At 72.8% G+C, this 20,711-nt stretch carries 23 protein-coding genes; 12 read left to right on the top strand and 11 right to left on the bottom strand.

What is annotated here, in order from left to right; all coding sequences use genetic code 11:
- Positions 1–110 precede the first annotated feature (110 nt).
- From GJR97_RS16670 to GJR97_RS16685, 4 genes are all read left to right on the top strand, one after another.
- Positions 111–1,796, top strand: a complete 1,686-nt coding sequence (locus GJR97_RS16670; protein ID WP_195760750.1) for an ATP-binding protein — start codon at positions 111–113, stop codon at positions 1,794–1,796.
- Complete coding sequence (locus GJR97_RS16675; RefSeq protein ID WP_324613623.1) at positions 1,789–2,505, top strand: response regulator; 717 nt, start codon at positions 1,789–1,791, stop codon at positions 2,503–2,505. Before GJR97_RS16670 ends, GJR97_RS16675 begins: the two co-directional genes overlap by 8 nt.
- Positions 2,506–2,551: 46 nt before the next feature.
- Positions 2,552–2,782, top strand: a complete 231-nt coding sequence (locus GJR97_RS16680; RefSeq protein WP_324613624.1) for a DUF1653 domain-containing protein — start codon at positions 2,552–2,554, stop codon at positions 2,780–2,782.
- 164 nt (positions 2,783–2,946) lie between these two features.
- Entirely contained in the window at positions 2,947–3,759 is an 813-nt protein-coding gene (locus GJR97_RS16685; RefSeq protein ID WP_407643608.1) for a DedA family protein, read from the top strand.
- Here GJR97_RS16685 and GJR97_RS18870 read toward each other — a convergent pair whose 3' ends face one another.
- Positions 3,760–4,893 (bottom strand): helix-turn-helix transcriptional regulator, encoded by a 1,134-nt coding sequence (locus GJR97_RS18870; RefSeq protein WP_324613625.1) that lies wholly within the window; start codon positions 4,891–4,893, stop codon positions 3,760–3,762.
- Positions 4,894–5,032: 139 nt separating this feature from the next.
- Between GJR97_RS18870 and GJR97_RS16695 the strand changes: the two genes are divergently transcribed.
- The 4 genes from GJR97_RS16695 to GJR97_RS16710 all read left to right on the top strand — a co-directional run bounded on the left by GJR97_RS16695 (position 5,033) and on the right by GJR97_RS16710 (position 7,798).
- The gene (locus GJR97_RS16695; RefSeq protein WP_154347891.1) at positions 5,033–5,380 is read left to right on the top strand and encodes a RidA family protein; all 348 of its coding nucleotides are present in this window, start codon (positions 5,033–5,035) and stop codon (positions 5,378–5,380) included.
- Between the two features lies 1 nt (position 5,381).
- Entirely contained in the window at positions 5,382–6,752 is a 1,371-nt protein-coding gene (locus GJR97_RS16700) for an FAD-binding oxidoreductase (RefSeq protein ID WP_154347892.1), read from the top strand.
- Positions 6,749–7,345 (top strand): hypothetical protein, encoded by a 597-nt coding sequence (locus GJR97_RS16705; RefSeq protein ID WP_154347893.1) that lies wholly within the window; start codon positions 6,749–6,751, stop codon positions 7,343–7,345. Before GJR97_RS16700 ends, GJR97_RS16705 begins: the two co-directional genes overlap by 4 nt.
- 204 nt (positions 7,346–7,549) lie before the next feature.
- Positions 7,550–7,798: a hypothetical protein gene (locus GJR97_RS16710; protein ID WP_154347894.1), complete on the top strand. Its 249-nt coding sequence runs from the start codon at positions 7,550–7,552 to the stop codon at positions 7,796–7,798.
- Positions 7,799–7,811: 13 nt separating this feature from the next.
- On the opposite strand, the gene GJR97_RS16715 is transcribed toward GJR97_RS16710, so the two are convergent.
- The 7 genes from GJR97_RS16715 to GJR97_RS16745 all read right to left on the bottom strand — a co-directional run bounded on the left by GJR97_RS16715 (position 7,812) and on the right by GJR97_RS16745 (position 13,409).
- Positions 7,812–8,714, bottom strand: a complete 903-nt coding sequence (locus GJR97_RS16715) for a hypothetical protein (RefSeq protein ID WP_154347895.1) — start codon at positions 8,712–8,714, stop codon at positions 7,812–7,814.
- Positions 8,714–9,079 carry a PadR family transcriptional regulator gene (locus GJR97_RS16720; protein ID WP_154347896.1) on the bottom strand — a complete coding sequence of 122 codons (366 nt, stop codon included), beginning with the start codon at positions 9,077–9,079 and terminating at the stop codon, positions 8,714–8,716. The genes GJR97_RS16715 and GJR97_RS16720 overlap by 1 nt, the downstream gene beginning before the upstream one ends.
- A 93-nt stretch (positions 9,080–9,172) precedes the next feature.
- Positions 9,173–10,102 carry a cation diffusion facilitator family transporter gene (locus GJR97_RS16725; RefSeq protein ID WP_154347897.1) on the bottom strand — a complete coding sequence of 310 codons (930 nt, stop codon included), beginning with the start codon at positions 10,100–10,102 and terminating at the stop codon, positions 9,173–9,175.
- An 83-nt stretch (positions 10,103–10,185) separates the two neighbouring features.
- On the bottom strand, positions 10,186–10,806 hold the full coding sequence (gene rdgB, locus GJR97_RS16730) for an RdgB/HAM1 family non-canonical purine NTP pyrophosphatase (protein ID WP_154347898.1): 621 nt from the start codon (positions 10,804–10,806) through the stop codon (positions 10,186–10,188).
- A gap of 14 nt (positions 10,807–10,820) precedes the next feature.
- The gene (gene rph / locus GJR97_RS16735; protein WP_324613626.1) at positions 10,821–11,597 is read right to left on the bottom strand and encodes a ribonuclease PH; all 777 of its coding nucleotides are present in this window, start codon (positions 11,595–11,597) and stop codon (positions 10,821–10,823) included.
- Complete coding sequence (gene murI / locus GJR97_RS16740) at positions 11,594–12,490, bottom strand: glutamate racemase (protein WP_407643609.1); 897 nt, start codon at positions 12,488–12,490, stop codon at positions 11,594–11,596. Before murI ends, rph begins: the two co-directional genes overlap by 4 nt.
- A 16-nt stretch (positions 12,491–12,506) precedes the next feature.
- Positions 12,507–13,409, bottom strand: a complete 903-nt coding sequence (locus tag GJR97_RS16745; RefSeq protein WP_154347900.1) for a LysR family transcriptional regulator — start codon at positions 13,407–13,409, stop codon at positions 12,507–12,509.
- A gap of 68 nt (positions 13,410–13,477) precedes the next feature.
- On the opposite strand from GJR97_RS16745, the gene GJR97_RS16750 reads away from it, so the two are divergent.
- Positions 13,478–14,416 (top strand): EamA family transporter, encoded by a 939-nt coding sequence (locus GJR97_RS16750; RefSeq protein WP_154347901.1) that lies wholly within the window; start codon positions 13,478–13,480, stop codon positions 14,414–14,416.
- A 23-nt stretch (positions 14,417–14,439) separates the two neighbouring features.
- The gene (locus tag GJR97_RS16755; protein ID WP_324613627.1) at positions 14,440–15,759 is read left to right on the top strand and encodes a nicotinate phosphoribosyltransferase; all 1,320 of its coding nucleotides are present in this window, start codon (positions 14,440–14,442) and stop codon (positions 15,757–15,759) included.
- Between the two features lie 22 nt (positions 15,760–15,781).
- Here GJR97_RS16755 and GJR97_RS16760 read toward each other — a convergent pair whose 3' ends face one another.
- The 3 genes from GJR97_RS16760 to GJR97_RS16770 are packed head-to-tail and all read right to left on the bottom strand — an operon-like array spanning position 15,782 to position 18,999.
- On the bottom strand, positions 15,782–16,069 hold the full coding sequence (locus GJR97_RS16760; protein ID WP_129235326.1) for a DUF3039 domain-containing protein: 288 nt from the start codon (positions 16,067–16,069) through the stop codon (positions 15,782–15,784).
- A gap of 21 nt (positions 16,070–16,090) precedes the next feature.
- Positions 16,091–17,665, bottom strand: coding sequence for a hypothetical protein (locus GJR97_RS16765; protein WP_154347902.1), 1,575 nt, complete (start codon positions 17,663–17,665; stop codon positions 16,091–16,093).
- Positions 17,641–18,999 carry an ABC transporter ATP-binding protein gene (locus GJR97_RS16770; RefSeq protein ID WP_324613628.1) on the bottom strand — a complete coding sequence of 453 codons (1,359 nt, stop codon included), beginning with the start codon at positions 18,997–18,999 and terminating at the stop codon, positions 17,641–17,643. Before GJR97_RS16770 ends, GJR97_RS16765 begins: the two co-directional genes overlap by 25 nt.
- Here GJR97_RS16770 and GJR97_RS16775 point away from each other — a divergent pair.
- Both GJR97_RS16775 and GJR97_RS16780 read left to right on the top strand, forming a co-directional pair.
- The gene (locus GJR97_RS16775) at positions 18,974–19,750 is read left to right on the top strand and encodes a hypothetical protein (protein ID WP_154347903.1); all 777 of its coding nucleotides are present in this window, start codon (positions 18,974–18,976) and stop codon (positions 19,748–19,750) included. The genes GJR97_RS16770 and GJR97_RS16775 overlap by 26 nt on opposite strands.
- 178 nt (positions 19,751–19,928) lie before the next feature.
- Entirely contained in the window at positions 19,929–20,621 is a 693-nt protein-coding gene (locus tag GJR97_RS16780) for a phosphocholine cytidylyltransferase family protein (protein ID WP_154347904.1), read from the top strand.
- Positions 20,622–20,711 lie beyond the last annotated feature (90 nt).

The raw sequence follows: 20,711 nt of genomic DNA on the forward strand, positions 1-20,711 counted from the left end.
GCGACGAGTCGGGATGTCGGGCCAGCATGTTCGAGCGGATGGCGCGGCGTGCGCTTGTGTTCATACTGTTCGCGCCGCGACCGGCGGCAGTCACGCCGACGCGACGTATCGTGAGAGCGGACGACGACGCCTGCGAGGTGGACATGGTGCGATGGGTGCGCGGATGGAGCATCGCCGCGAAGCTCTTCGCCCTGCAGCTGGCGGTCATCGTCGCGCTCGCGGCGATCGCCGTCGCGCTCATCTGGGCCGACGCTCGCGCCGACGTCGAGCGCGACGCGGCCGTGAAGTCGATGGCGATCGCGCAGACGATCGCGAACGACCCGTTCGTGGTCGACGCCGTGCGCGCCGACGATCCGACGGCCGCGCTGCAGCCCTATGCGCTCGACGTCATGCGCGAGGCCGGGGTCGACTTCATCACGATCATGGCGCCCGACCGCACGCGCTACACGCACCCCGATCCGTCGCAGATCGGGCAGGCGTTCCTCGGCAGCATCGACCGGGCGCTCGACGGCGAGCCGTTCAGCGAGACGTACACCGGAACGCTCGGGCCATCCGTGCGCTCGGTCGTCCCGATCGAGGATGCGTCCGGCGAGGTCGTCGCACTCGTGTCGGCGGGCATCACGGTGTCGAACACCCAGGTCGCGCTCGGCGCGCGGATCGCGACCGTGGTGCTCGCCGCCGCGTTCATGATCGCGCTCGGCGCGCTCGGCGCATGGCTGCTCAGCCGGTACCTCCGGCGCGTCACCTGGGGTCGCGGCGCCGAGGAGATGAGCCGGATGTTCGCCTACTACGAGGGCGTGCTCCACTCACTCGGCGAGGGTCTCGTGCTGCAGGACGACCGCAACCGCGTCGTGCTCGCGAACGATCGCGCGCAGGAACTGCTCGGGCTGCCCCGCGGGATCGTCGGCACGACGCCCGCGTCGCTCGACGGGCTCGACCTCGCGCCCGCGGTGGCAGAGGTGCTGGCACGACCGGACGCCGTCGTGGACGAGATCGTGATCACCCCGACGCACGTGCTCGTCGTCGATCGCGACGTCGTCGTCTCCCGGTCCCGCCCCGGCGACCCGCACGCACGGCGCGTCGGAACGGTGACGACCCTGCGCGACCACACGCGGCTCCAGGAGCTGACGGGCGAGCTCGCGACCATGACCACGCTCTCCGACGCGCTCCGCTCGCAGGCGCACGAGTTCGCGAACCGGCTGCACACGGTCATCGCGCTCATCGAGCTGGGCAGGCCGGAAGACGCCGTGGAGCTCGCGTCGAACGAGCTGGCGCTCAGCCAGGCGCTCGCCGACCGCCTGCTCTCCGCGGTCGAGGAGCCGGTGCTGCTCGCGCTCCTGCTCGGCAAGGCGGCCCAGGCCGGCGAGCGCGGCATCCGCTTCGAGGTCGACCTCCCCGACCGCCTCGCGGCGACGGGGATCGACCCACGCGAGACCATCACGATCGTCGGGAACCTCATCGACAACGCGCTCGACGCCGCGAGCACGACGGCCGCGCCCGAGGTCTGCGTCGCGATCGAGGCGGGCGAGGGACGGCTCGTGATCGCGGTCGCCGACAGCGGGGCGGGGCCGGCCACCGGTGCGCGGGTGTTCGACCTCGGCGTGACGGGGAAGGCGGATGCCGCCGTCGGCGGACGCCACGGACGGGGCATCGGCCTCGCGCTCGTGCGCCAGTCCGTCGACCGCCTCGGCGGGCGCATCCGCGTGGACGGTTCCCGGTTCGAGGTGACCCTCCCGCTCCCGGGCGACGCAGTCGCAGCCGCCGGGCCCGGTGCACCGGGAGCCGCGGGTGCCTGAGGCCGACGCACCGATCCGGGTCCTCGTCGTCGAGGACGACCCGGTCACCGCCGAGGCGCACGCCGCCTACACGACCCGCGTCGCGGGCTTCGAGGTCGCGGGCCTCGCCGGCACCGGCGCCGAGGCGCTGCGACTGCTCCGCGATGCACGTCGTCCCGACGGGTCGATCTCCGGCATCGACCTCATCCTCCTCGACGTGAACCTGCCGGACACGACCGGCATCGAGCTCTGCCGGGCCCTCCGCGCCGCCGGCATCGAGATCGACGTGATCGCCGTGACGGCGGTGCGCGAGGCCGCCGTCGTGCGCTCGGCGGTGTCGCTCGGCATCGTGCAGTACCTCATCAAGCCCTTCGCGTTCGCGGCGTTCGCCGAGAAGCTCGGCGCATACCGCGACTACCGGGCACGGGTCGGTTCGGCGGGGGTCACCGACCAGCAGGAGGTCGATGCGTCGTTCGCGGCGCTGCGCGTCTCATCGGGGTCCGACCTGCCGAAGGGCCTCACCCGCGAGACGCTCGACCGGATCCGCGCGGCGGTGCGTGCGGCACCGGCCGGCGCCGGCGTCTCAGCGGCCGAGCTCGCCGCGCGACTCGAGCTCTCGCGCGTGACGGCGCGCCGCTACCTCGAGCACCTCGCCGACACGGGCGCGGTCGAGCGGGCGAACCGCTACGGCACGCCGGGCCGACCCGAGGTCGAGTACCGGCCCCGGTGAGCGCGACCTGCCTCACGCCTGCCCGGGCCATCCGTACGATGGGCCGGTGACCTCTCCGAACACAGCGCCGGCCATCTCCCCCGGCACCTACGAGCACTGCAAGGGGGCCCGGTACGAGGTCCTCGCCCTCGCCCGCCACAGCGAGACCGAGGAGTGGGTCGTCGTCTACCGCCAGCTGTACGGCGATCGGAGCGCCTGGGTGCGGCCGGCCGACATGTTCGCCGAGGAGGTCGAGGTCGACGGCAGGCTCGTCCCCCGCTTCCGGCGCGTCGGCTGAGGGGCGAGCGGATGCCTCGGCGCGGCCGCCGACCGGCACGTCGTCCTCCCGGCGGATTCGGGGGCTGCCCCGATCGCCGCGAGGCATCCGCTCGGTAGACTGCACGGACACCCCGGCCGACCGGGACCGGCCGCCGCCAGGTCCGACGACAGGAGCACCACGCCGTGATCCACACCGCGCTCATCCCGTGGCTCGACCCGGAGACGATCATCCAGGGCGCAGGGCCGTGGGCACTGCTCGTCGTCTGCTTCATCGTCTTCGCCGAGACCGGCCTGCTCGTCGGGTTCCTGCTGCCGGGCGATACGCTGCTCGTCATCTCCGGCCTGCTCTCCAACTCCGAGCTGGTGCCGCCCGCCGGCGTGTTCGGCGTCACGGTCTGGATCGTGGCCCTGCTCATCGGGCTCTCGGCGTTCGTCGGCGGCGAGGTCGGGTACGAGATCGGCCATCGCGGCGGCCCCAGGGTGTTCGAACGCAAGGAGAGCGGGCTCTTCAGCGTCAAGAACGTCGAGCGCACGAACGCCTTCTTCGAGCGGTTCGGCGGGCTGACGATCATCCTCGCCCGCTTCGTGCCGATCGTGCGCACCTTCGCGCCGGTCGCCGCGGGCGTCGGCCACATGAACCGGGGCCGCTACACGCTGTACAACTTCATCGGCGCAGTGCTCTGGGGCTTCGGACTGACGATGTTCGGCTACGCCGTCAGCTTCATCCCGCCGATCGCGTTCCTCGTGCGCGAGTACATCGACCTGATCCTGCTCGTCGCCGTCGGCGGCACGGCACTCGTCACCGCGTGGCACTACTTCAGCGAGCGTCGCAAGGCGAAGAAGGCAGAAGCCGCCGGAGAGGATGTCGTCACCGACGAGGAGGAGGCCGAGGAGCTCGTGCTCGACCCCGACGTGTTCGACCGCCCGCCGCACCTCGACGGCGACCACCCGCACCACGGCGACGCGCACGGCGACGAGCGCCCGCCGCACGACTGATCAGCCGGCGAACCACCCCGTCGCGCCGACGGTCTCGCCCATGCGCGGCACGTACTGGTCGAAGTAGACGCGCGAGATGAGCTCGCGGCGGCTGCGCACGCCCGCCTTGTCGAACACCGACTTCAGGTGGTCCTGCACGGTGTAGGCCGACACGTGCAGCGTCGAGGCGATCTCCTTCGTCTCGACGCCCTGCAGCACGAGCCGCGTGACGTCGCGCTCCCGCGGCGTGAGCCCGAATGCGGCGACCACGAGCGACACGATCTCGGGCGGCCTGGCCTCCTCGATCGTCACGACCACGTCGCCCGTGGCGCCGTCGGCGCCGCGCAGCGGCGAGGCGTGGAGCAGCAGCCACACGCCGGCGCCGGTTCGCACGCGCGCGCGGGCGGGCGGCGCGTCGGGTGAGCCGAGCGTGCGACGCGCGGCGCCGACGAGCGAGGTCACGAGGCTCAGCGGGTCGCCGCCGTGCGCGCTGCCGCGCAGCTGCTCGAGTCGCTCCTCCGCGCCGATGCTGATCTGCGACACCTGGTCGCGCGCATCGACGATCACGACCGCGGGGCCGCCGGTCTCGCCGCCCGGCACCGAGTCGTGGGCCAGGCGGGTCAGGATGCCCGAGCGAACGCCCCGTGCGAACGACTCGGAGAGCGCGCCGAGGAACTCGATCTCTGCGGCGTCGAACATCGGATCGTCGCTCCCGCGGAAGATCGCGAGGCACCCCCAGACCGCCGCGCCGTCGCGGAAGACGAGCCGCGCCTCGTCGGCGAATCCGTACACGGGCCGCATGAGCCGTGTCATCCGCTCGGAACGGTCGATGGCATCGCCGTGCGTGGCGTGCATGCCGATCGCCCGGCGATCGCCCACCGCGAGCGACCGGAACGACGTCGGCTCGTCGGAGCCGTACTCGATGATCCCGAAGAGCCGGTCGTGCTCGTTGTGCGCCTGCAACGCACCGTACTTGCGCGCACTCGTGAGCATCATCGTCGCCGGATCGTGGGTGCCGACGCACGCGCCGACCCACGGCACGGCACGGCGCACGGACTCGGTCGCCTCGCCGATGAAGTCCTCGAGGTCCAGCCCGGCGCGCGAGAGCACGTCGACGTCGCCCCGCACGCGGGCGCCGGTCAACTGGGGAATCACGGGTTCAGTATGCGCCTCGACGCGGCAGCACCGGTATCCCAGAACGCTGGGAATCGCGTCGCGACGCCTCGATGGGAGCCCGGATTCCCCGCTCGGTCGGGATACCGCGGAATGCGTCCGCCCACGCACGATGTCGGACGTGACCACCACCACGACCATCGAGACCGGGTCCGTCGACGACCGCGGCGCGCTGCTGCACGCTGACGACGCGACCGCGCAGCTGTGCCTGTCCCTCCTCCGACTCGAGTCGGCGCTCGCCGATCGCGGGCTGGGGGTCGAGGCGGTCACCCAGGTGCGCATCCACGCGACCGATCCGGGATCGGCGTCGGAGCTGGTCGAGCTCGTGCTCGAGCGGTTCGGCGCCGGCTCGACGACGCCCGTCGTCGCCTGGATCTCGGACGACCGCCACGACGTGCCGGGCATGCTCGTGCGTCTCGCCGCCGACGTCGCCGTCACCACACCCGTACCCGAGACACCGAAGGACTGACATGACCCCCTCGCTCACCGACACCTCGACGCTCCGCGAGGCCGGAACCGTGCTCCTGCCGGGCGATTCCGGCTTCGAGGCGGCGACCACCCCCTGGAACCTGGCCGTCGTGCAGCGCCCCGCCGCCGTCGCGGTTCCGCGCTCGGCCGACGAGGTCGCACGCGTCGTGACCGCCGCGACCGCGCTCGGGCTGCGCGTCGCCCCGCAGAGCACGGGCCACGGAGCTGCGGCGCTCGCCTTCGGCTCGCTCGCCGACGTGGTCCTCGTGCGCCTGCACGAGCTGACCGGCGTGCGCATCGACCCCGTCGCCCGCACGGCCCGCGTACTCGGCGGAACGCTGTGGCGCGACGTCGTCGCGGCGGCATCGCCCCACGGGCTCGCCGCGCTGCACGGAAGTGCGGGAGACGTCGCCGTGGCCGGTTACGTGCTCGGCGGCGGCCTGTCGTTCTACGGCCGTGCGCACGGGCTGGCGTCCTCCCACGTGCGCGCCGTCGAACTCGTGACGGCCGACGGCACGATCGTCCGCGCGAGCGCCGACGACCACGCCGACCTGTTCTGGGCGCTTCGCGGCGGCGGCGGCAACTTCGGCGTGGTCGTCGCGCTCGAGATCGACCTCGTGCCGGTGGCCGACGTCGTCGCGGGCATGCTGCTCTGGGACCTCACCCGTGCGCCGGAGGTGACCCGCGCCTGGGCGCGCTGGACCGCCGACCTCCCGGATTCGACGACGACCTCCCTGCGCTTCCTGCGCTTCCCGCCCGACCCGGAGCTGCCCCCGTTCCTCAGCGGCCGGAGCCTCGTCGTCATCGACGGCGCGATCCTCGAGGACGACGGTCATGCGGCGGAGCTGCTCGCCCCGCTGCGGGCGCTCGCCCCCGAGGTCGACACGTTCGCGCGCATCCCGGCGGCCGGCCTCGTGGACGTGCACATGGACCCGCCCGGCCCGGTCCCGGGGGTCAGCGACCACGCGATGCTCGCCGAGCTGCCGGATGCCGCGATCGACGCGCTCCTCGAGGTGGCCGGGCCGGGCGTCGAGCTCCCGCTGATGTGCGCCGAGCTGCGCCACCTGGGCGGCGCGCTCGCGCGGCCGGGCGTCGGAGCGCTGTCACGCCTCGACGGCGCATACGCCCTGTTCGCGCTGTCGCCCGCCCCGACGCCCGAGATGGCGTCGATCGGCGAATCGGTCACGACCGCGGTCGTGGCGGCACTCGAATCGTGGACGAACGGGAGCACCCTCCTGAACTTCGCCGACCGCGCGATCGACGTCGCGACCGGCTTCGAGGCCGACGCGTGGGCCCGCCTCGTGGAGGTGCGCCGCACCGTCGATCCCGACGGCGTCTTCGCCGCCGCCCACCCGATCGGCGACCGCCGATGACGCGCACCGCCCGCGACTCGACCACCATCACCACCGACACCGCATCGAAGGAGCACACCACCATGTCCGTCCGCCGAATCGCGGCAGCCAGCACGCTCGTCGCGCTCGCCGTCGCCGTCCCGACCCTGCCCGCGCAGGCTGCGCCCGCCGACGATCCCGCCCGGCCCGAGCACGCGAGCCAGTCCGCGCTCGTCGCGCAGGTCCGCGCGGCCACGGCACGCTTCCACGACGTCGACGTCGCCATCGCCGAGGGGTACGTCGACACCCACGAGTGCTCGGCGAGCGCCGACGGCGCGATGGGCATCCACTTCGTGAACCCCGCGCTCATCGCACCCGGTGCGCCGGTCGATCCGACGCGCCCGCCGGTGCTGATGTACGGTCCGTCGGCCTCGGGCGACCTCGAGCTCTGGGGCGTCGAGTTCTTCGAGCCGGATGTCGGCCAGCCGACGCCGGTGTTCGGGACGGTCGCGTTCGACGGCCCGATGCCCGGCCACGACCCGGAGATGCCGGTGCACTACGACCTGCACGTCTGGACGGGAAAGCACAACCCGAGCGGCCTGTACGCGCCGTTCAACCCGTCGCTGTCCTGCTGAGCAGGCGGATGCCGCGCGCCGATCGCGCCCGTTCGGGGTCGGTCGGCACGCGGCATCCGTCGACCGACACCGGGCTTCGGCGCGCGCCGGAGCCCGCCCGCGGCGCACGATCCGTCGTCTATATCGCATTGCGATATAACGCTGGGCGTCATACACTGCGACCGGACCCGAGACGCGGCATCAGCCGCAGTGGAGGTGGTCGAGATGGACGAACGCAACGGGCGCACGTGGTGGATCGCCGGCGCGGTCGCCGCCTTCGCGGTCGGCACCCTGTCGTGGGTGCAGTCGATCGGCTACTGGGTACAGCGCGGGACCGGCGCCGCCGAGCCGGCGTTCATGTTCGTCGACCACGACGGGCCGAGCGTGACCGGGGCGCTGCTCGGCACGGTGTTCCTGGCGATCGGCGCGCTGTGCGCGGCCATGGCGGCGCACCGCTCGCGACGCCGGGCCTGAACCGGCGGCCGGATCACGCGGGGTGGGGTTCGCGCTGCCGCGTCCGTGCTCCGGACGGGGCGGGCGTGAGCGCGAGCCCGGCGCCGAGCAGGACCGACGTCACGGGGACGAGCCACACCGCGATCGCCATCGCGGGTCCGCGGAGGAACACCTCCATCGGCACGCCGCTCGCGAAGCCGAGGAGCGAGACGCCCAGCAGGAGCACGAGGCTGCCCACGACCGCGAGGGGCGTGAAGCTGAGCGCACCGAGGGCGCGCGTACGGACGGCGATGACGCCGGCGACGATGAGGACGCCGAGGATCGCGAGGAACCCCGCACCGAGCAGGATGCTGCCGACGAGGTCGAACGCCCCGCGCCACGGCGAGACCGTCGGCAGCGCGTAGCTGAGCATCGAGACGCCCCCGAGGCCGACCATCGCGCTGCCGACCGCGGCCGCGATGCGCAGCCTCGACACGGTCGCCGCTGCGGCGGCGGAGAGTCGATGCACGAGCGCGAGCAACCCGATCGCGGTGAGCAGGGCGCCGACGAGCACGATCGTCGGATGCACGGCGACGTCGGTCGAATCGAATCCGACCACCGCACCGGTCTGGCGGACCAGTCCCCAGAATCCGTAGCTCGAGTAGCTCGCCACGATCATGGGCAGGCCGATCGCGGCCGCGATGCCGGCTCCGAGGCCGGCGAGGTTGAAGTGCATGACGGACTCCTTCCGTGCGTGTTCCCGCATCGCCGCCAGCAGCAGGTCGACGACGATCCGCGTCCGCGCCGACCGCGCGGAGGCGGTGCCCTGCGACTGCGCCTCGCGGACGGTGTCGCGGGCGAGCACCCGGATCTCCTCTCCGTACTCGGAGCGGAACTCCCCGGGCAGCATCAGCATCGCGGCGCCGAACAGCCGCCCCTCGACGCCCGGCGTGGACATCAGGCCTCACCCCACCCCGTGAGCAATCGCTTCAGGGCCGCCTGGCGTGCCAGGGCCGCGACGCGCGCGGCCTCTGCCGCCGCGACGCGCTCGCCGAGGCCGGTGATGCGGTAGTACTTGCGACGCTCGTCGTCGAGCTCGGGATCGACCCGCGTGGCCGCCTCCTCGATGAGCCCGAGCGTGCGAAGCCGCTTGATCGCCCCGTAGAGCGTGCCCGGCGCGAGCACGATGGATCCCTCGGTGCGCTCGCGCACCTCGCGCATGATGCCGTACCCGTGCCGCTCCTCGTCGGCGAGCGACAGCAGGATGTGGAAGACCGGCTCCGTGAGCGGGAGCAGGTCCTTCGGCTGGGTCTCGACGGTCATGCGCTCCTCGATCGGTCAATGTATCGAACTGCGGTATATCGCGTCACGATACATCTGGAGGCGACGCGCGTCAAGCATCGCGCCCCGCGAGGCTCAGGCGTGCGTCGCCGACTCGCGACGCCCGCGACCCGACGGCTCGAGCTGGAAGGTCGAGTGCTCGACGTCGAAGTGCTCGTCGAGGCATCCGCCCAGCTCGTCGAGCAGGGCACCGACCCGCCCCTCCGCGAACACCGCGGGCTCGACCTCGACGTGCGCGCTGAACACGTGCGCGCCCGTCGTGATCGCCCACACGTGCACGTCGTGGACGGCGACCACGCCGGCGGTCTCGAGGATGTGGTCGCGGATCTCCGCGACATCCGTCTCGGCCGGCACCGACTGGCTGAGCACGCGCATCACGTCGCGCAGCAGCACGAGCGCCCGCGGCACGATGAGCCCGGCGATGAGCAGCGACGCGATCGGGTCGGCCGCGTCCCAGCCGGTGACGAGGATCACGATCGCCGCGGCGATCACGAGCACCGAGCCGATGGTGTCGCCGAGCACCTCGAGGTACGCCCCGCGGAGGTTGATCGACTGCGACGCGCCGCCGCGGAGCACCAGCAGCGCGGCGACGTTGGCCAGCAGGCCGACGATCGCGATCACGAGCATGGGACCGCCGGCGACCTCATGTGCCTCGCCCGACGCGCCCGACGCGAGCCGGCCGATCGCGCTCGCCGTCACCGCGACTGCGACGACGACGAGCAGCACGCCGTTGAACAGGGCCCCGAACACCTCGAACCGACGGAACCCGTACGTCTGGCGGTCGTTCGCGGGCCTGGCCGCGACGATCGCCGCACCGAGCGCGACGACGAGGCCGAGCAGGTCGCTCGTCATGTGGCCGGCGTCCGCGAGCAGCGCGAGCGAGCCCGTCAGGAATCCACCGACGACCTGCACGACGACGAACGACGCGATGATCGCGATCGCGATCCCGAGGCGTCGGCGGCCGGCGGCGTGCGCGTCGGCGGAGTGGTCGTGCGAGTGTCCCATCCCCTCCAGCGTAGGCACGGATGGCCCGGCCCGCCGGTGATGGGAATGAGTCCCGTTCTCGCGGGTGACCGTCCGGCGCGCGATCAGCCGAACCGGGTCACGCGCTCCAGCTCCGGCAGCAGCGCCCGGAACGCCCGCGCCCGGTGGCTGTGCGCGTTCTTCACCTCGGGCGCGAGCTCCGCGGCCGAGACCTCGAAGCCGTCGGGCAGGAAGATCGGGTCGTACCCGAAGCCGTTGACGCCCGCCCGCTCGGTCGCGATGCGCCCGGGCCACGCGCCGACGGCGGCGAACTCGTGCGGCTCGCCGCCCGAGGCATCCGGCACCACCAGGGCGATCGTGCAGTGGAAGTGCGCGGTGCGATGCGGGTCGCGGATGTCGCCGAGCTGCGCGAGCAGCAACTCGAGGTTCGCCTCGGCGCCGCGCCCGGGCCCCGCCCAGCGCGCCGAGAAGATGCCCGGAGCACCGCCCATGACGTCGACCGCGATGCCCGAATCGTCGGCGAGCGCGATGCGCCCGGTGTGGGATGCCGCGGCGCGCGCCTTGATGAAGGCGTTCTCGTCGAACGACGTGCCGTCCTCGACGGGCTCGGGCCCGTCGTACGGCAGCACCGTGATGCCCGGGAACTCGGCCCCCAGGATCTGCTGGAACTCGGCGACCTTGTGGGCGTTGTGGGTGGCGAGGACGACCTCGAGCGGCTGCGGCATCCGTCGGCCCTCGATCAGCCCGCGGCGCCCGCGGTCGCGCCGCCGAGCTGCGCCTCGAGCGCCGCCCGCTGGATCGCGGTGAGCTCGGTCGTGCCGGCGAGCGCGAGGTCGAGCAGTTGGTCGAGCTCGCGCCGGTCGAACGGCGCACCCTCGGCGGTGCCCTGCACCTCGACGAACAGCCCGCGGCCGGTCGCTACCACGTTCATGTCGGTCTCGGCCCGCACGTCCTCGACGTACGCGAGGTCGAGCATCGGGGTGCCGTCGATGATGCCGACCGAGACCGCCGAGACGGTGTCGATGAGCGGCGTCGCCTTCTGCGCGATGAACTTCTTCCCGCGCGCCCACTCGATCGCGTCGGCGAGCGCGACGTACGCGCCCGTGATGGCCGCGGTGCGCGTGCCGCCGTCGGCCTGGAGCACGTCGCAGTCGATCTGGATGGTGTTCTCGCCGAGCGACTTCATGTCGACCACGGCGCGCAGGCTCCGGCCGATGAGCCGGCTGATCTCGTGGGTGCGGCCGCCGATGCGGCCCTTGACCGACTCGCGGTCGTTGCGGGTGTTCGTGGAGCGCGGCAGCATCGCGTACTCGGCGGTGACCCAGCCCTTGCCCTTGCCGGTCATCCAGCGCGGCACGCCGTTGGTGAAGCTCGCGGTGCAGAGCACCTTCGTGTTCCCGAACGAGATGAGCGCGCTGCCCTCGGCGTGCGCGCTCCAGCCGCGCTCGATGACGACGTCTCGCAGCGCGTCGGGGGTGCGGCCGTCGGCGCGCACGAGGTCGGGGGTCTCGGTCACTGGGTTCTCCTGTCGGTGACGGATGCCGCGGGCGCGGCGGTTCCGGATGAGGCGGCGGGCGCGGCCGACGCCGCGGCGACGGGGAGCGTGAGCACGCCCGTCTGCACGAGCTCGACCTGCGAGATCTCGGGGCCGATGAGGCGGTGCGCGAGGTCGAGGAACGCCGAGCTCGAGTCGCCGGTCGCCTCGAAGCGGTGCACGGGCGGTTCGGGCGATCGGCGCTCGAGGCCCTGGGAGACGAGCACGCGGTAGACGTCGTTCGCGGTCTCGACGTCGCTCGAGACGAGGCTCACGCCCTCCCCCATGACGTACGAGATCGCGCCCTTCAGGAAGGGATAGTGGGTGCAGCCGAGCACGAGCGTGTCGACGCCGGCGGCGCGGAGCGGCGCGAGGTACTCCTCGGCGACCGCGAGCACCTCAGGGCCCGTGGTGAGGCCGGACTCGACGAACTCGACGAAGCGCGGGCACGCGGCCGACGACAGCTCGAGGTGCGGCGCGGCCGCGAACGCGTCGTCGTACGCACGGGACTGCACCGTGCCGGCCGTGCCGATCACGCCGACGCGACCCGTCCGGGTCGTTGCGACGGCACGCCGCACCGCGGGCTGGATGACCTCGACGACCGGCACGTCGTAGCGCTCGCGCGCATCGCGCAGCATCGCCGACGACGCGGTGTTGCACGCGATCACGAGCATCTTCACGCCCTGCGCGACGAGGTCGTCGAGCACGGCGAGCGCGTAGCGGCGCACGTCGGCGATCGGCTTCGGCCCGTAGGGCGAATGCTCGAGGTCGCCCACGTAGAGGATCGCCTCGTTGGGGAGCTGGTCGCGCACCGCGCGGGCGACGGTGAGGCCGCCGACCCCCGAGTCGAAGATCCCGATCGGTGCATCACTCACGAGCCACCAGCCTAGATCAGCCGGGGCCGGGGCCGGCCGCGGCGACGGACTCCCCGGGTGCCGCAGCCGTGTACGCCGCTCGCACGGCGCGCGCGACGCGCCCCGTCGACGGATGCCGGTGGCTCCGGTGCCAGGCGATGCGGACCTCCATCGGCGGGGCGTCGTCGATCGGCACGAACACGACCCCCGGCCGCGGGAGGTGGTGCGCGGTCGCCTCGGAGGTGACGCCGATCGCGTCGCCCGCGGCGATGAGGTCGAGCCACTCCTCGACGTCGCCGCTCCACGTGAGCGGCGGCGGCGCGATCCCCCGCGACTCCCAGAGCTCGGCCGTCGTCGTGCCGGCGCGACGGTCGACCGCGACCTCCCATGGCGTGAGGTCGGCGAGGGAGACGGCGTCGCGGTCGGCCAGCGGATGGTCGACGGGCAGTGCGGCGACCCGCCGCTCGCGGCCGACGACCTCGGATTCGAGCTCGGGCGGCAGCACCGGGTGGCGCACGACGGCGAGGTCGACGTGCCCGTCGAGGAGTCCGGCGTCGCGCGAGTTGATGCGCACGAGGCGGATCGGGCTGTCGGGATGCGCGCGATTCCAGGACCGGAGCACCGAGGTGGTGTGCGCGCCGAGCGCCGCCCAGGCGTACCCGATCCGGATCACGGCGCGCTCGCCCCGCAGGGACGCCACCGCCCGATCGAGTTCGGCGAGGACGCGGCGCGCCGTGCCGACGAGCGCGGCGCCGGGTTCGGTCGGTTCGACGCGCCGGGTCGTCCGGTGCATCAGGGTCGCCCCGACCGTGCGCTCGAGCGCGGCGAGCGACCGGGACACGGCGGCCTGCGACATCCCGAGGCGGTCGGCCGCGGCCGTGAAGGAGCGCTCGTCGTCGACGGCGACGAGGACGCGCAGATGCCGCAGCTCCAGTTCCATGCGCTCAGCGTATCAATCAGCGTGCATTGCATTTCTCTGCGCGTCAATGCCGACGTAGCGTGAATCGCATGGCACGGATGGACGGAGACGGGATCGGCGGCGGGGTCGCGGTCCTCGGCGGCGCGACCTCGGTGCAGGTCGGCGCGGCGATCGGCGCCACGATCTTCCCCCTCGTCGGCCCGGCCGGCGTGGTCGCCCTCCGCCAGCTCGTCGCCGCCGTCGCGCTGCTCGCCGTCGCCCGCCCGCGCCGACGCGACCTCACCTGGCGGACGCTGCGACCCGCGGTGCTCCTCGGCGGCGTGCTCGTCGCCATGAGCCTCGCGCTCTACGCCGCGATCGAGCGCATCGGCCTCGGTCCGGCGGTCACGATCGAGTTCCTCGGGCCGCTCTCCCTCGCCCTCCTCGGTTCGCGCCGCCGCATCGACCTCGTCGCGGCGCTCCTCGCCGCCGCGGGGGTCGTCCTCCTCACCGGCACCGTGCCGGGGATCGACCTGCTCGGCGTCGGGTTCGCCCTCACGGCGGGCGCCGCCTGGGCCGCGTACATCCTGCTCAGCCAGCGCGCCGGCCGGTCGCTGCCCGGCGTGCAGGCGACGGCGGTCGCCACGGCCGTCGCCGCGATGCTCACCGCGCCGCTCCTCGTCGTCGTGCTGCTCGGACTCGAACCCGGCGCGATCGCGCTGGTCCTCGGCGTCGGCACGATCGCGGGCCTGCTCTCCTCCGCGCTCCCCTACTCGATCGACGTCGTGGTGCTGCGACGGATGCCGCGCCAGCGGTTCGCCGTGCTGCAGAGCGTGCATCCGGCCTCGGCCGCCCTCGCCGGACTCGTCATCCTCGGGCAGGCGCTCGCGCCGTGGCAGCTCGCGGGCCTCGCGCTCGTCACCGCCGCGAACGTGCTCGCGGTCGGGTTCGGCGCGCGCACCCCTGCACGCCCGAGGACGCGCGCGCGTCGGCACGCCGCCCCGACGACCCCCGCCTCCCGGCCGAGCCCCGCCGCCGCGGCATCCTGACCCCCTCGCACTAGGCTGGCCGGGTGACCGGGTCTGCTGCGCTGTTCACCGACCGCTACGAGCTCACCATGGTGGATGCCGCCCTCCGCGACGGCACTGCGCACCGCGAGAGCCTCTTCGAGGCCTTCGCCCGGCGCCTGCCCGACGGGCGACGCTACGGCATCGTCGCGGGCACCGGTCGCCTGCTCGAGCTGATCGAGCGCTTCCGCTTCGAGGACGCGGAACTGGAGTTCCTCCGCGAGCAGCGCGTCGTGCACGACGAGACGCTCGACTGGCTCGCCGACTACCGGTTCCGCGGCGAGGTCTGGGGCTACCGCGAGGGCGAGGCGTACTTCCCGGGCTCGCCGCTCGTGACGATCCAGGCGCCCTTCGCCGAGGCGGTCATGCTCGAGACCCTCGTGCTCTCGGTGTTGAACTACGACTCCTCGGTCGCGAGCGCGGCCGCGCGCATGGTGTCGGTCGCGCTCGGCCGGCCGATCGCCGAGATGGGCTCGCGCCGGACCAACGAGGCCTCGGCCGTCGCCGCCGCACGTGCGGCCTACATCGCCGGCTTCGACGCGACGAGCAACCTCGAGGCCGGTCGCACCTGGGGCATCCCGACCATGGGCACCGCCGCGCACGCGTTCACGCTGCTGCACGACAGCGAGGAGGACGCCTTCCGCGCACAGGTCGACGCCATGGGCCCGGGGACCACGCTCCTCATCGACACGTACGACATCCACACCGGCGTCGAGACCGCCGTCCGCGTCGCCGGCACCGGGCTCGGCGCCGTCCGCATCGACTCGGGCGACCTCCCGACCGTCGTCGCCGCCGTGCGCGAGCAGCTCGACGGACTCGGCGCGGTGAACACCCGGATCACCGTGACGAGCGACCTCGACGAGTTCACGCTCGCCGCCCTGTCGGGCTCCCCCGTCGACGCCTACGGCGTGGGCACGTCGGTCGTGACCGGCTCGGGCTTCCCCGCGGCCGGCATGGTGTACAAGCTCGTCGCGCGCCGTGGCGACGACGACGAATGGGTGAGCGTCGCGAAGGCGTCCACGAAGAAGACGAGCATCGGCGGGCGCAAGAACGCGGCCCGCCGCATCGACTCCACGCGCACCGCACGCGAGGAACTCGTCTTCGTCGGCGACGGCCCCGACGGCGAGGACGAGTTCGCGGCCGACGACCAGCTGCGGCCGCTCATGGTGCGGCTCATGCACGAGGGACGAGCGGATGCCGCGTACACGGGTCACGCCGGCGTCGAGGCGGCCCGCGCGCACCGCGCCGAGGTCATGCAGGAACTGCCGATCGAGGCGTTCCGCCTCGGCCGCGGCGAGCCGGTGATCCCCACGACGTACCGCTGAGGGGCACGTCGCGGCGTGGGCGTCAGCCCTTCTTCATCCGCTCGTAGATCTCCTTGCACGCCGGGCAGACCGGGAACTTCTCCGGGTCGCGGCCGGGCGTCCACTTCTTGCCGCACAGCGCGCGGACCGGCTTGCCGGTCATCGCGGACTCGAGGATCTGCTCCTTCTTGACGTAGTGCGAGAACCGCTCGTGGTCGCCGGGCTCGATGTGCTCCTCTTCGAGCAGCTTCTCGAGTTCGCGGTCGAGGACCGAGGTGCCGCCACCGGGCGCGTCGGGGTCGGCGATGCTCGCCTGCGCGGGTCGGATCATGCCGAGAAGTCTACGCCGCCGTCAGGCCCGGACGGCCGCCGCGACGATCTCCGGAGCGCGACGCTCGAAGACGCGGCCACCGGCGAAGACGCCGATCACGAGGACGAGCAGGCCGACCCCGGCGCCCGCGGCCAGCGATGCGAGGTGCCAGGACGGGTCGTCGAAGATGCCGAGTGCGGCGAACCCGATCGCGGGCGCGGCGAACAGCAGTGCGGCGAACATCGCGAGCGACTGCACCAGCGCCGTGATGCCGCCGGTCGACTGCGGCTGCTGGAACGGGCTGTCGCCCGGCTTCACCACGGGGTAGGGCATCGCCGCCGACGTGATGGACCCGATGCCGAGCCCGGCGAGCAGCAGCGCGGTGCTCACGCCGAGCAGCGACGGCAGGAGGCGCCAGTCGTCGAGCACGAACACCGTGACGGCGCTGCCGAGTCCGATCACGAGGATGCCCGCGACGAGCACGGGCACGAGGCGACCGAAGCGGTCGGCCGCGCCGCGCACGCCCGAGGCGACGTGCAGCCAGATCGCGGTGTTGTCGTACGCGGTGTCGTTGTGGAGGCTCCAGCCGAGCAGGAGGCACACGAGCGGCACGGGGATCAGCCCCAGGTACATGGACGGCACGCCGGCGATGCCGAGCGGGAGCATGACGAGGATCGGCGCGATGGGCACCATCAGCAGCGACACCCAGTAGCGCGAGTCGCGGAACCAGTACGTGGTGCTGCGCGCCGCGATCGCGCCGGTCGGGCCGCTCGTCGTGCGCCCGAACCAGCCGAGGCCGTGGTAGCTGCGCACGCTGGCCTCACGGCCCGGGGTCACGAGCATCCTGGCGACGAGCGCCTTCCAGGCGAGCCAGCCGAGCCACACGCTCGCCCCGGCGATCAGGAGCTTCGCGAGCGCGAGTCCCCAGGCACCGGATGCGGCCTCGCCGGGCGCGGCGAACGCGGCGCCGAGCGGGGTCCACGACAGCGCGCCGGCGATCGCGGCGATCGCTCGCCGGCCCGAGGCGGCCCAGTCGACCGTGGTCAGGGCCACGGCGAGCGGCGCGATCATGACCACGAACAGCACGCCGAGCACGGTGCCGACGTCGCGCGCACGCCGGGTCTCGAGGAGGAGCCCGGCGATGCCGGCCGCCAGCCTGGCCGCCAGGAGGCACGTCGCGAACGCGAGCAGCGCGCCGAGGATCGCGAACACGGTCGAGCCGAATCCGCGCGACCACGTCACGACGGTGCCCGTGAGCACGATCGCGAGCGCGACCGCGGGCACGCCGATCATCGCGGAGAGCGCGAGCCCGAGCGCGATCGTGCGGTCGGGGATGCCGAACAGCGCGAAGCGCCGCGGGTCCATGGTGTCGTCGACGCCGAACACGAGCGGCACCACGAGGAAGCCGACCACGGTCGCCGCACCGCCGACCACGAGCGCGTCGCGCACGAGCGCGAGGTCCTGGACCGAGCGCAGGCCGACGAGGATCAGGAAGAGCAGCGCGGAGATGCCGAGCCCGTAGACGATCGCGACGGAGAGGCCGACGACCTGCCATGCACTCCGCTTGAAGATGTTCCCGAGCAGCCGCAGCTTCAGTCGGAGAAGCTGTGCAACCATTCCATGCCCTCCGCTGCCTTGCGTCCGCCCGCGAGCTCGACGAATCGGTCCTCGAGCGTGTCGCCGCGGCGCACCTCGTCGAGCGTGCCGGACGCCAGGACCCGCCCGCCCACGATGATCGCCGCCGAGTCGCAGACCCGCTCGATGAGGTCCATGCTGTGGCTCGAGAGCAGGACGGTGCCGCCGCCGGCGACGTAGCGCTCGAGGATGTCGGTGAGGTTCGCCGCCGAGACGGGGTCGACCGACTCGAACGGCTCGTCGAGCACGAGCATGCGCGGCGAGTGGATCATCGCGCAGGCGAGGGCGACCTTCTTCGTCATGCCCGCCGAGTAGTCGGCGACGAGGCGATCGAGGGCGTCCTCGAGGCCGAACGCGTCGGCGAGGTCGGCGCTGCGATCGAGCACGGTGCGATGGTCGAGTCCGCGCAGCGAGCCGGCGTAGTAGAGCATCTCGGCACCCGTGAGCCGGTCGAACAGGCGCAGCCGGTCGGGCAGGACACCCGTGATGCGCTTGGCCGCCCGCGGCTCCTTCCAGACGTCGATGCCGTTGACGTGCACCGACCCGCCGTCGGGTCGGAGCAGCCCCGTGATCATGGAGAGCGTCGTGGTCTTGCCCGCGCCGTTCGGGCCGACGATGCCGTAGAACGAGCCGGCCCGGATGCCGAGGCTGATCCCGTCGACCGCGGTCGTGTCGCCGAACCGCTTGACGAGCCCCTCGATCGAGAGGACGACCGGCGCCTCGGGCGCCGGCGCCTCGCGAGCCACGCGGATCGTCCGCTTCTTGCGCGCGGCCGGGGTCGTGATGGCGGCGACCCCACCGAGGGGGATGACCGCGACGCCGCGCTCGCCCTCGTGGTCGTCGCCGACGGCTGCCGTCGTCGCGTCAGCGGTCTCCGCGGTCTCGTCGGCCTCAGCGGTCTCGTCGGCCTCGTCGGTCTCGGTGTCCTCGGAGCGGTCGGCTGCGGAGTCGCCGACCAGCAGGATGGCTTCGCCGGTCAGGTCCCGCTCGACGGCGGCGGCGGCATCGGCCTCGACCGCCGGGGCCGCATCGCCGTCTCCGGCATCGTCGGAGTCGACCTCGACGGAGGAGTCCGCGTCGCCGAGCTCGTCGGCCGTCGCCGGCGTCTCGTCGGGTCCGCCCGGGTGCCAGGTCCGGGTCACCTCGGCCGCGCGAACGACGTCAGCCGCCTCGTCGGCGATCGGCTCGGCGGCGGTCGCCTGCGAGACGCCGGGCTCCGCGGCTTCGGGCTCGGCGACCACGGGGTCGATCGGCCCGGTCGCGCGTCGCGGCCTGGGCTCGGCCTCGGTCGTGTCGGTCGTGACCGAGGCGGCCACGCGCTCCCGGGCGGATGCCGCGGCCTTGCGAGCCTCGGCCGCGCGCGATCGCGCCGCGGCCGCCGACGCGGCGCGCGCCGACTTCGCGGACTTGCCCCGCGCAGCGGAACTGCTCGCCGACTCGCCCCGCGCCGCGGCGGCGCGCTTGGGAGCCGACGCGGAGGTCTCCGGCGCATCGTCGCCGGGATCGGACCGCGCTTCGGAGGTCGCCTTCGCGGAGGCCCGCTTCGCTGCTGCCGCGGATGCGGGGCGCTTGGCGGCGCCGGAGGATGCGGCGGGCTTCCGCGCGCTCGAGGTGCGCTTCGCCGCCGGCTTGGCCGGCTCGGCCGCCGTCGTCTCCGTCGCATCGTCGGCTGCGGTCGTCGCGCGGGCCGCGGACGCCCGCTTCGCCGCGGTCGAACGCGTCGCAGCCGACTTGGCTGCGGTGGACTTCGTCGACGACTTGGTCGCCGCGGACTTGGACGCCGAGGCCTTCGCAGCGCTCGAACGTGCGGCTGCGGACTTGGCCGCGGTCGTCCGGCCCGCGGGCTTCCCGCCCGCGCGGGCGGATCCGTCACGCCCCTGTTCGGACGCGACGGATTCCCCCCGACGATCAGACACCCCCGTGTCCGTGCCTTCGGGAGTCTCGTCGTCAGGAGCTGATCGCGAAACGGAAGTCACCACGACAACCTACCAACCCCCTCGCCCGCAGCCGTGGACCTCTCACAGCGAATTCACGTCGTGGCGGTCGGAACCGCCGAGCTGGGCGTGATCTGCGCGTCGTATCACGATCGCGCTACGGCTTGCGCGCAACCCCCAGCACGGACTTCGGCTGTCCGGTATCCTGTGACTCGGCATAACGGCGTGTCCAGAAGTGAACTTGCGGATGAATCCCCGGTGAACTCGAACCGAATCGAGGGCAGCGGCATCCGATCGACGAAGGAGATGTCATGACCACGCAGATCGTGATCCTCGCAGCCGGCATGGGGAGCCGGCTCGGGCGTTCCCTCCCCAAACCGCTCACCGAGCTCAACGACGGCCGCACGATCATGCGCCAGCAGTTCGACAACATCGAGCACGCGTTCGGCCGCAACGCCGTCGTGACGATCGTCGTCGGCTACAAGCTCGAGCACATCATCGAGGCGTTCCCGCAGGCGTCCTTCGTCTACAACGAGGAGTACGACCAGACGAACACCTCGAAGTCGCTCATGCGCGCGCTCCAGGCGTCGCAGCCGGGCGGCGTGCTCTGGATGAACGGCGACGTGGTCTTCGATCCGGCGATCCTCGACCGCGCGCTCGCCTTCATCGCACGCGACCAGTCGTTCGTGACCGTCAACACCGCGAAGGTGTCCGACGAAGAGGTGAAGTACACGACCACGGCCGAGGGCTACATCAAGGAGCTCTCCAAGACCGTCAAGGGCGGCCTCGGCGAGGCGGTCGGCATCAACTACATCTCCGGCCGCGACAAGGCCACGTTGCTCGCGCACCTCCAGCGCGTCGGCGACCAGGACTACTTCGAGCGCGGTCTCGAACTCGCGATCGAGAAGAACGGCCTGCTGGTCGAGCCCATGGACGTCTCCGACCTGTACGCGGTCGAGATCGACTTCGCGGAGGACCTGGAGCGCGCGAACCACTTCGTGTGACCTGCGAACCACCCACAGCGTGAGGAGCGGATGCCGGTTGCGGCATCCGCTTCTCGCATCCCAGCCCGCGAACGCGCTGATCCGACCGGT

Source organism: Agromyces kandeliae (assembly GCF_009674665.1).
Classification (GTDB): Bacteria; Actinomycetota; Actinomycetes; order Actinomycetales; family Microbacteriaceae; genus Agromyces; species Agromyces kandeliae.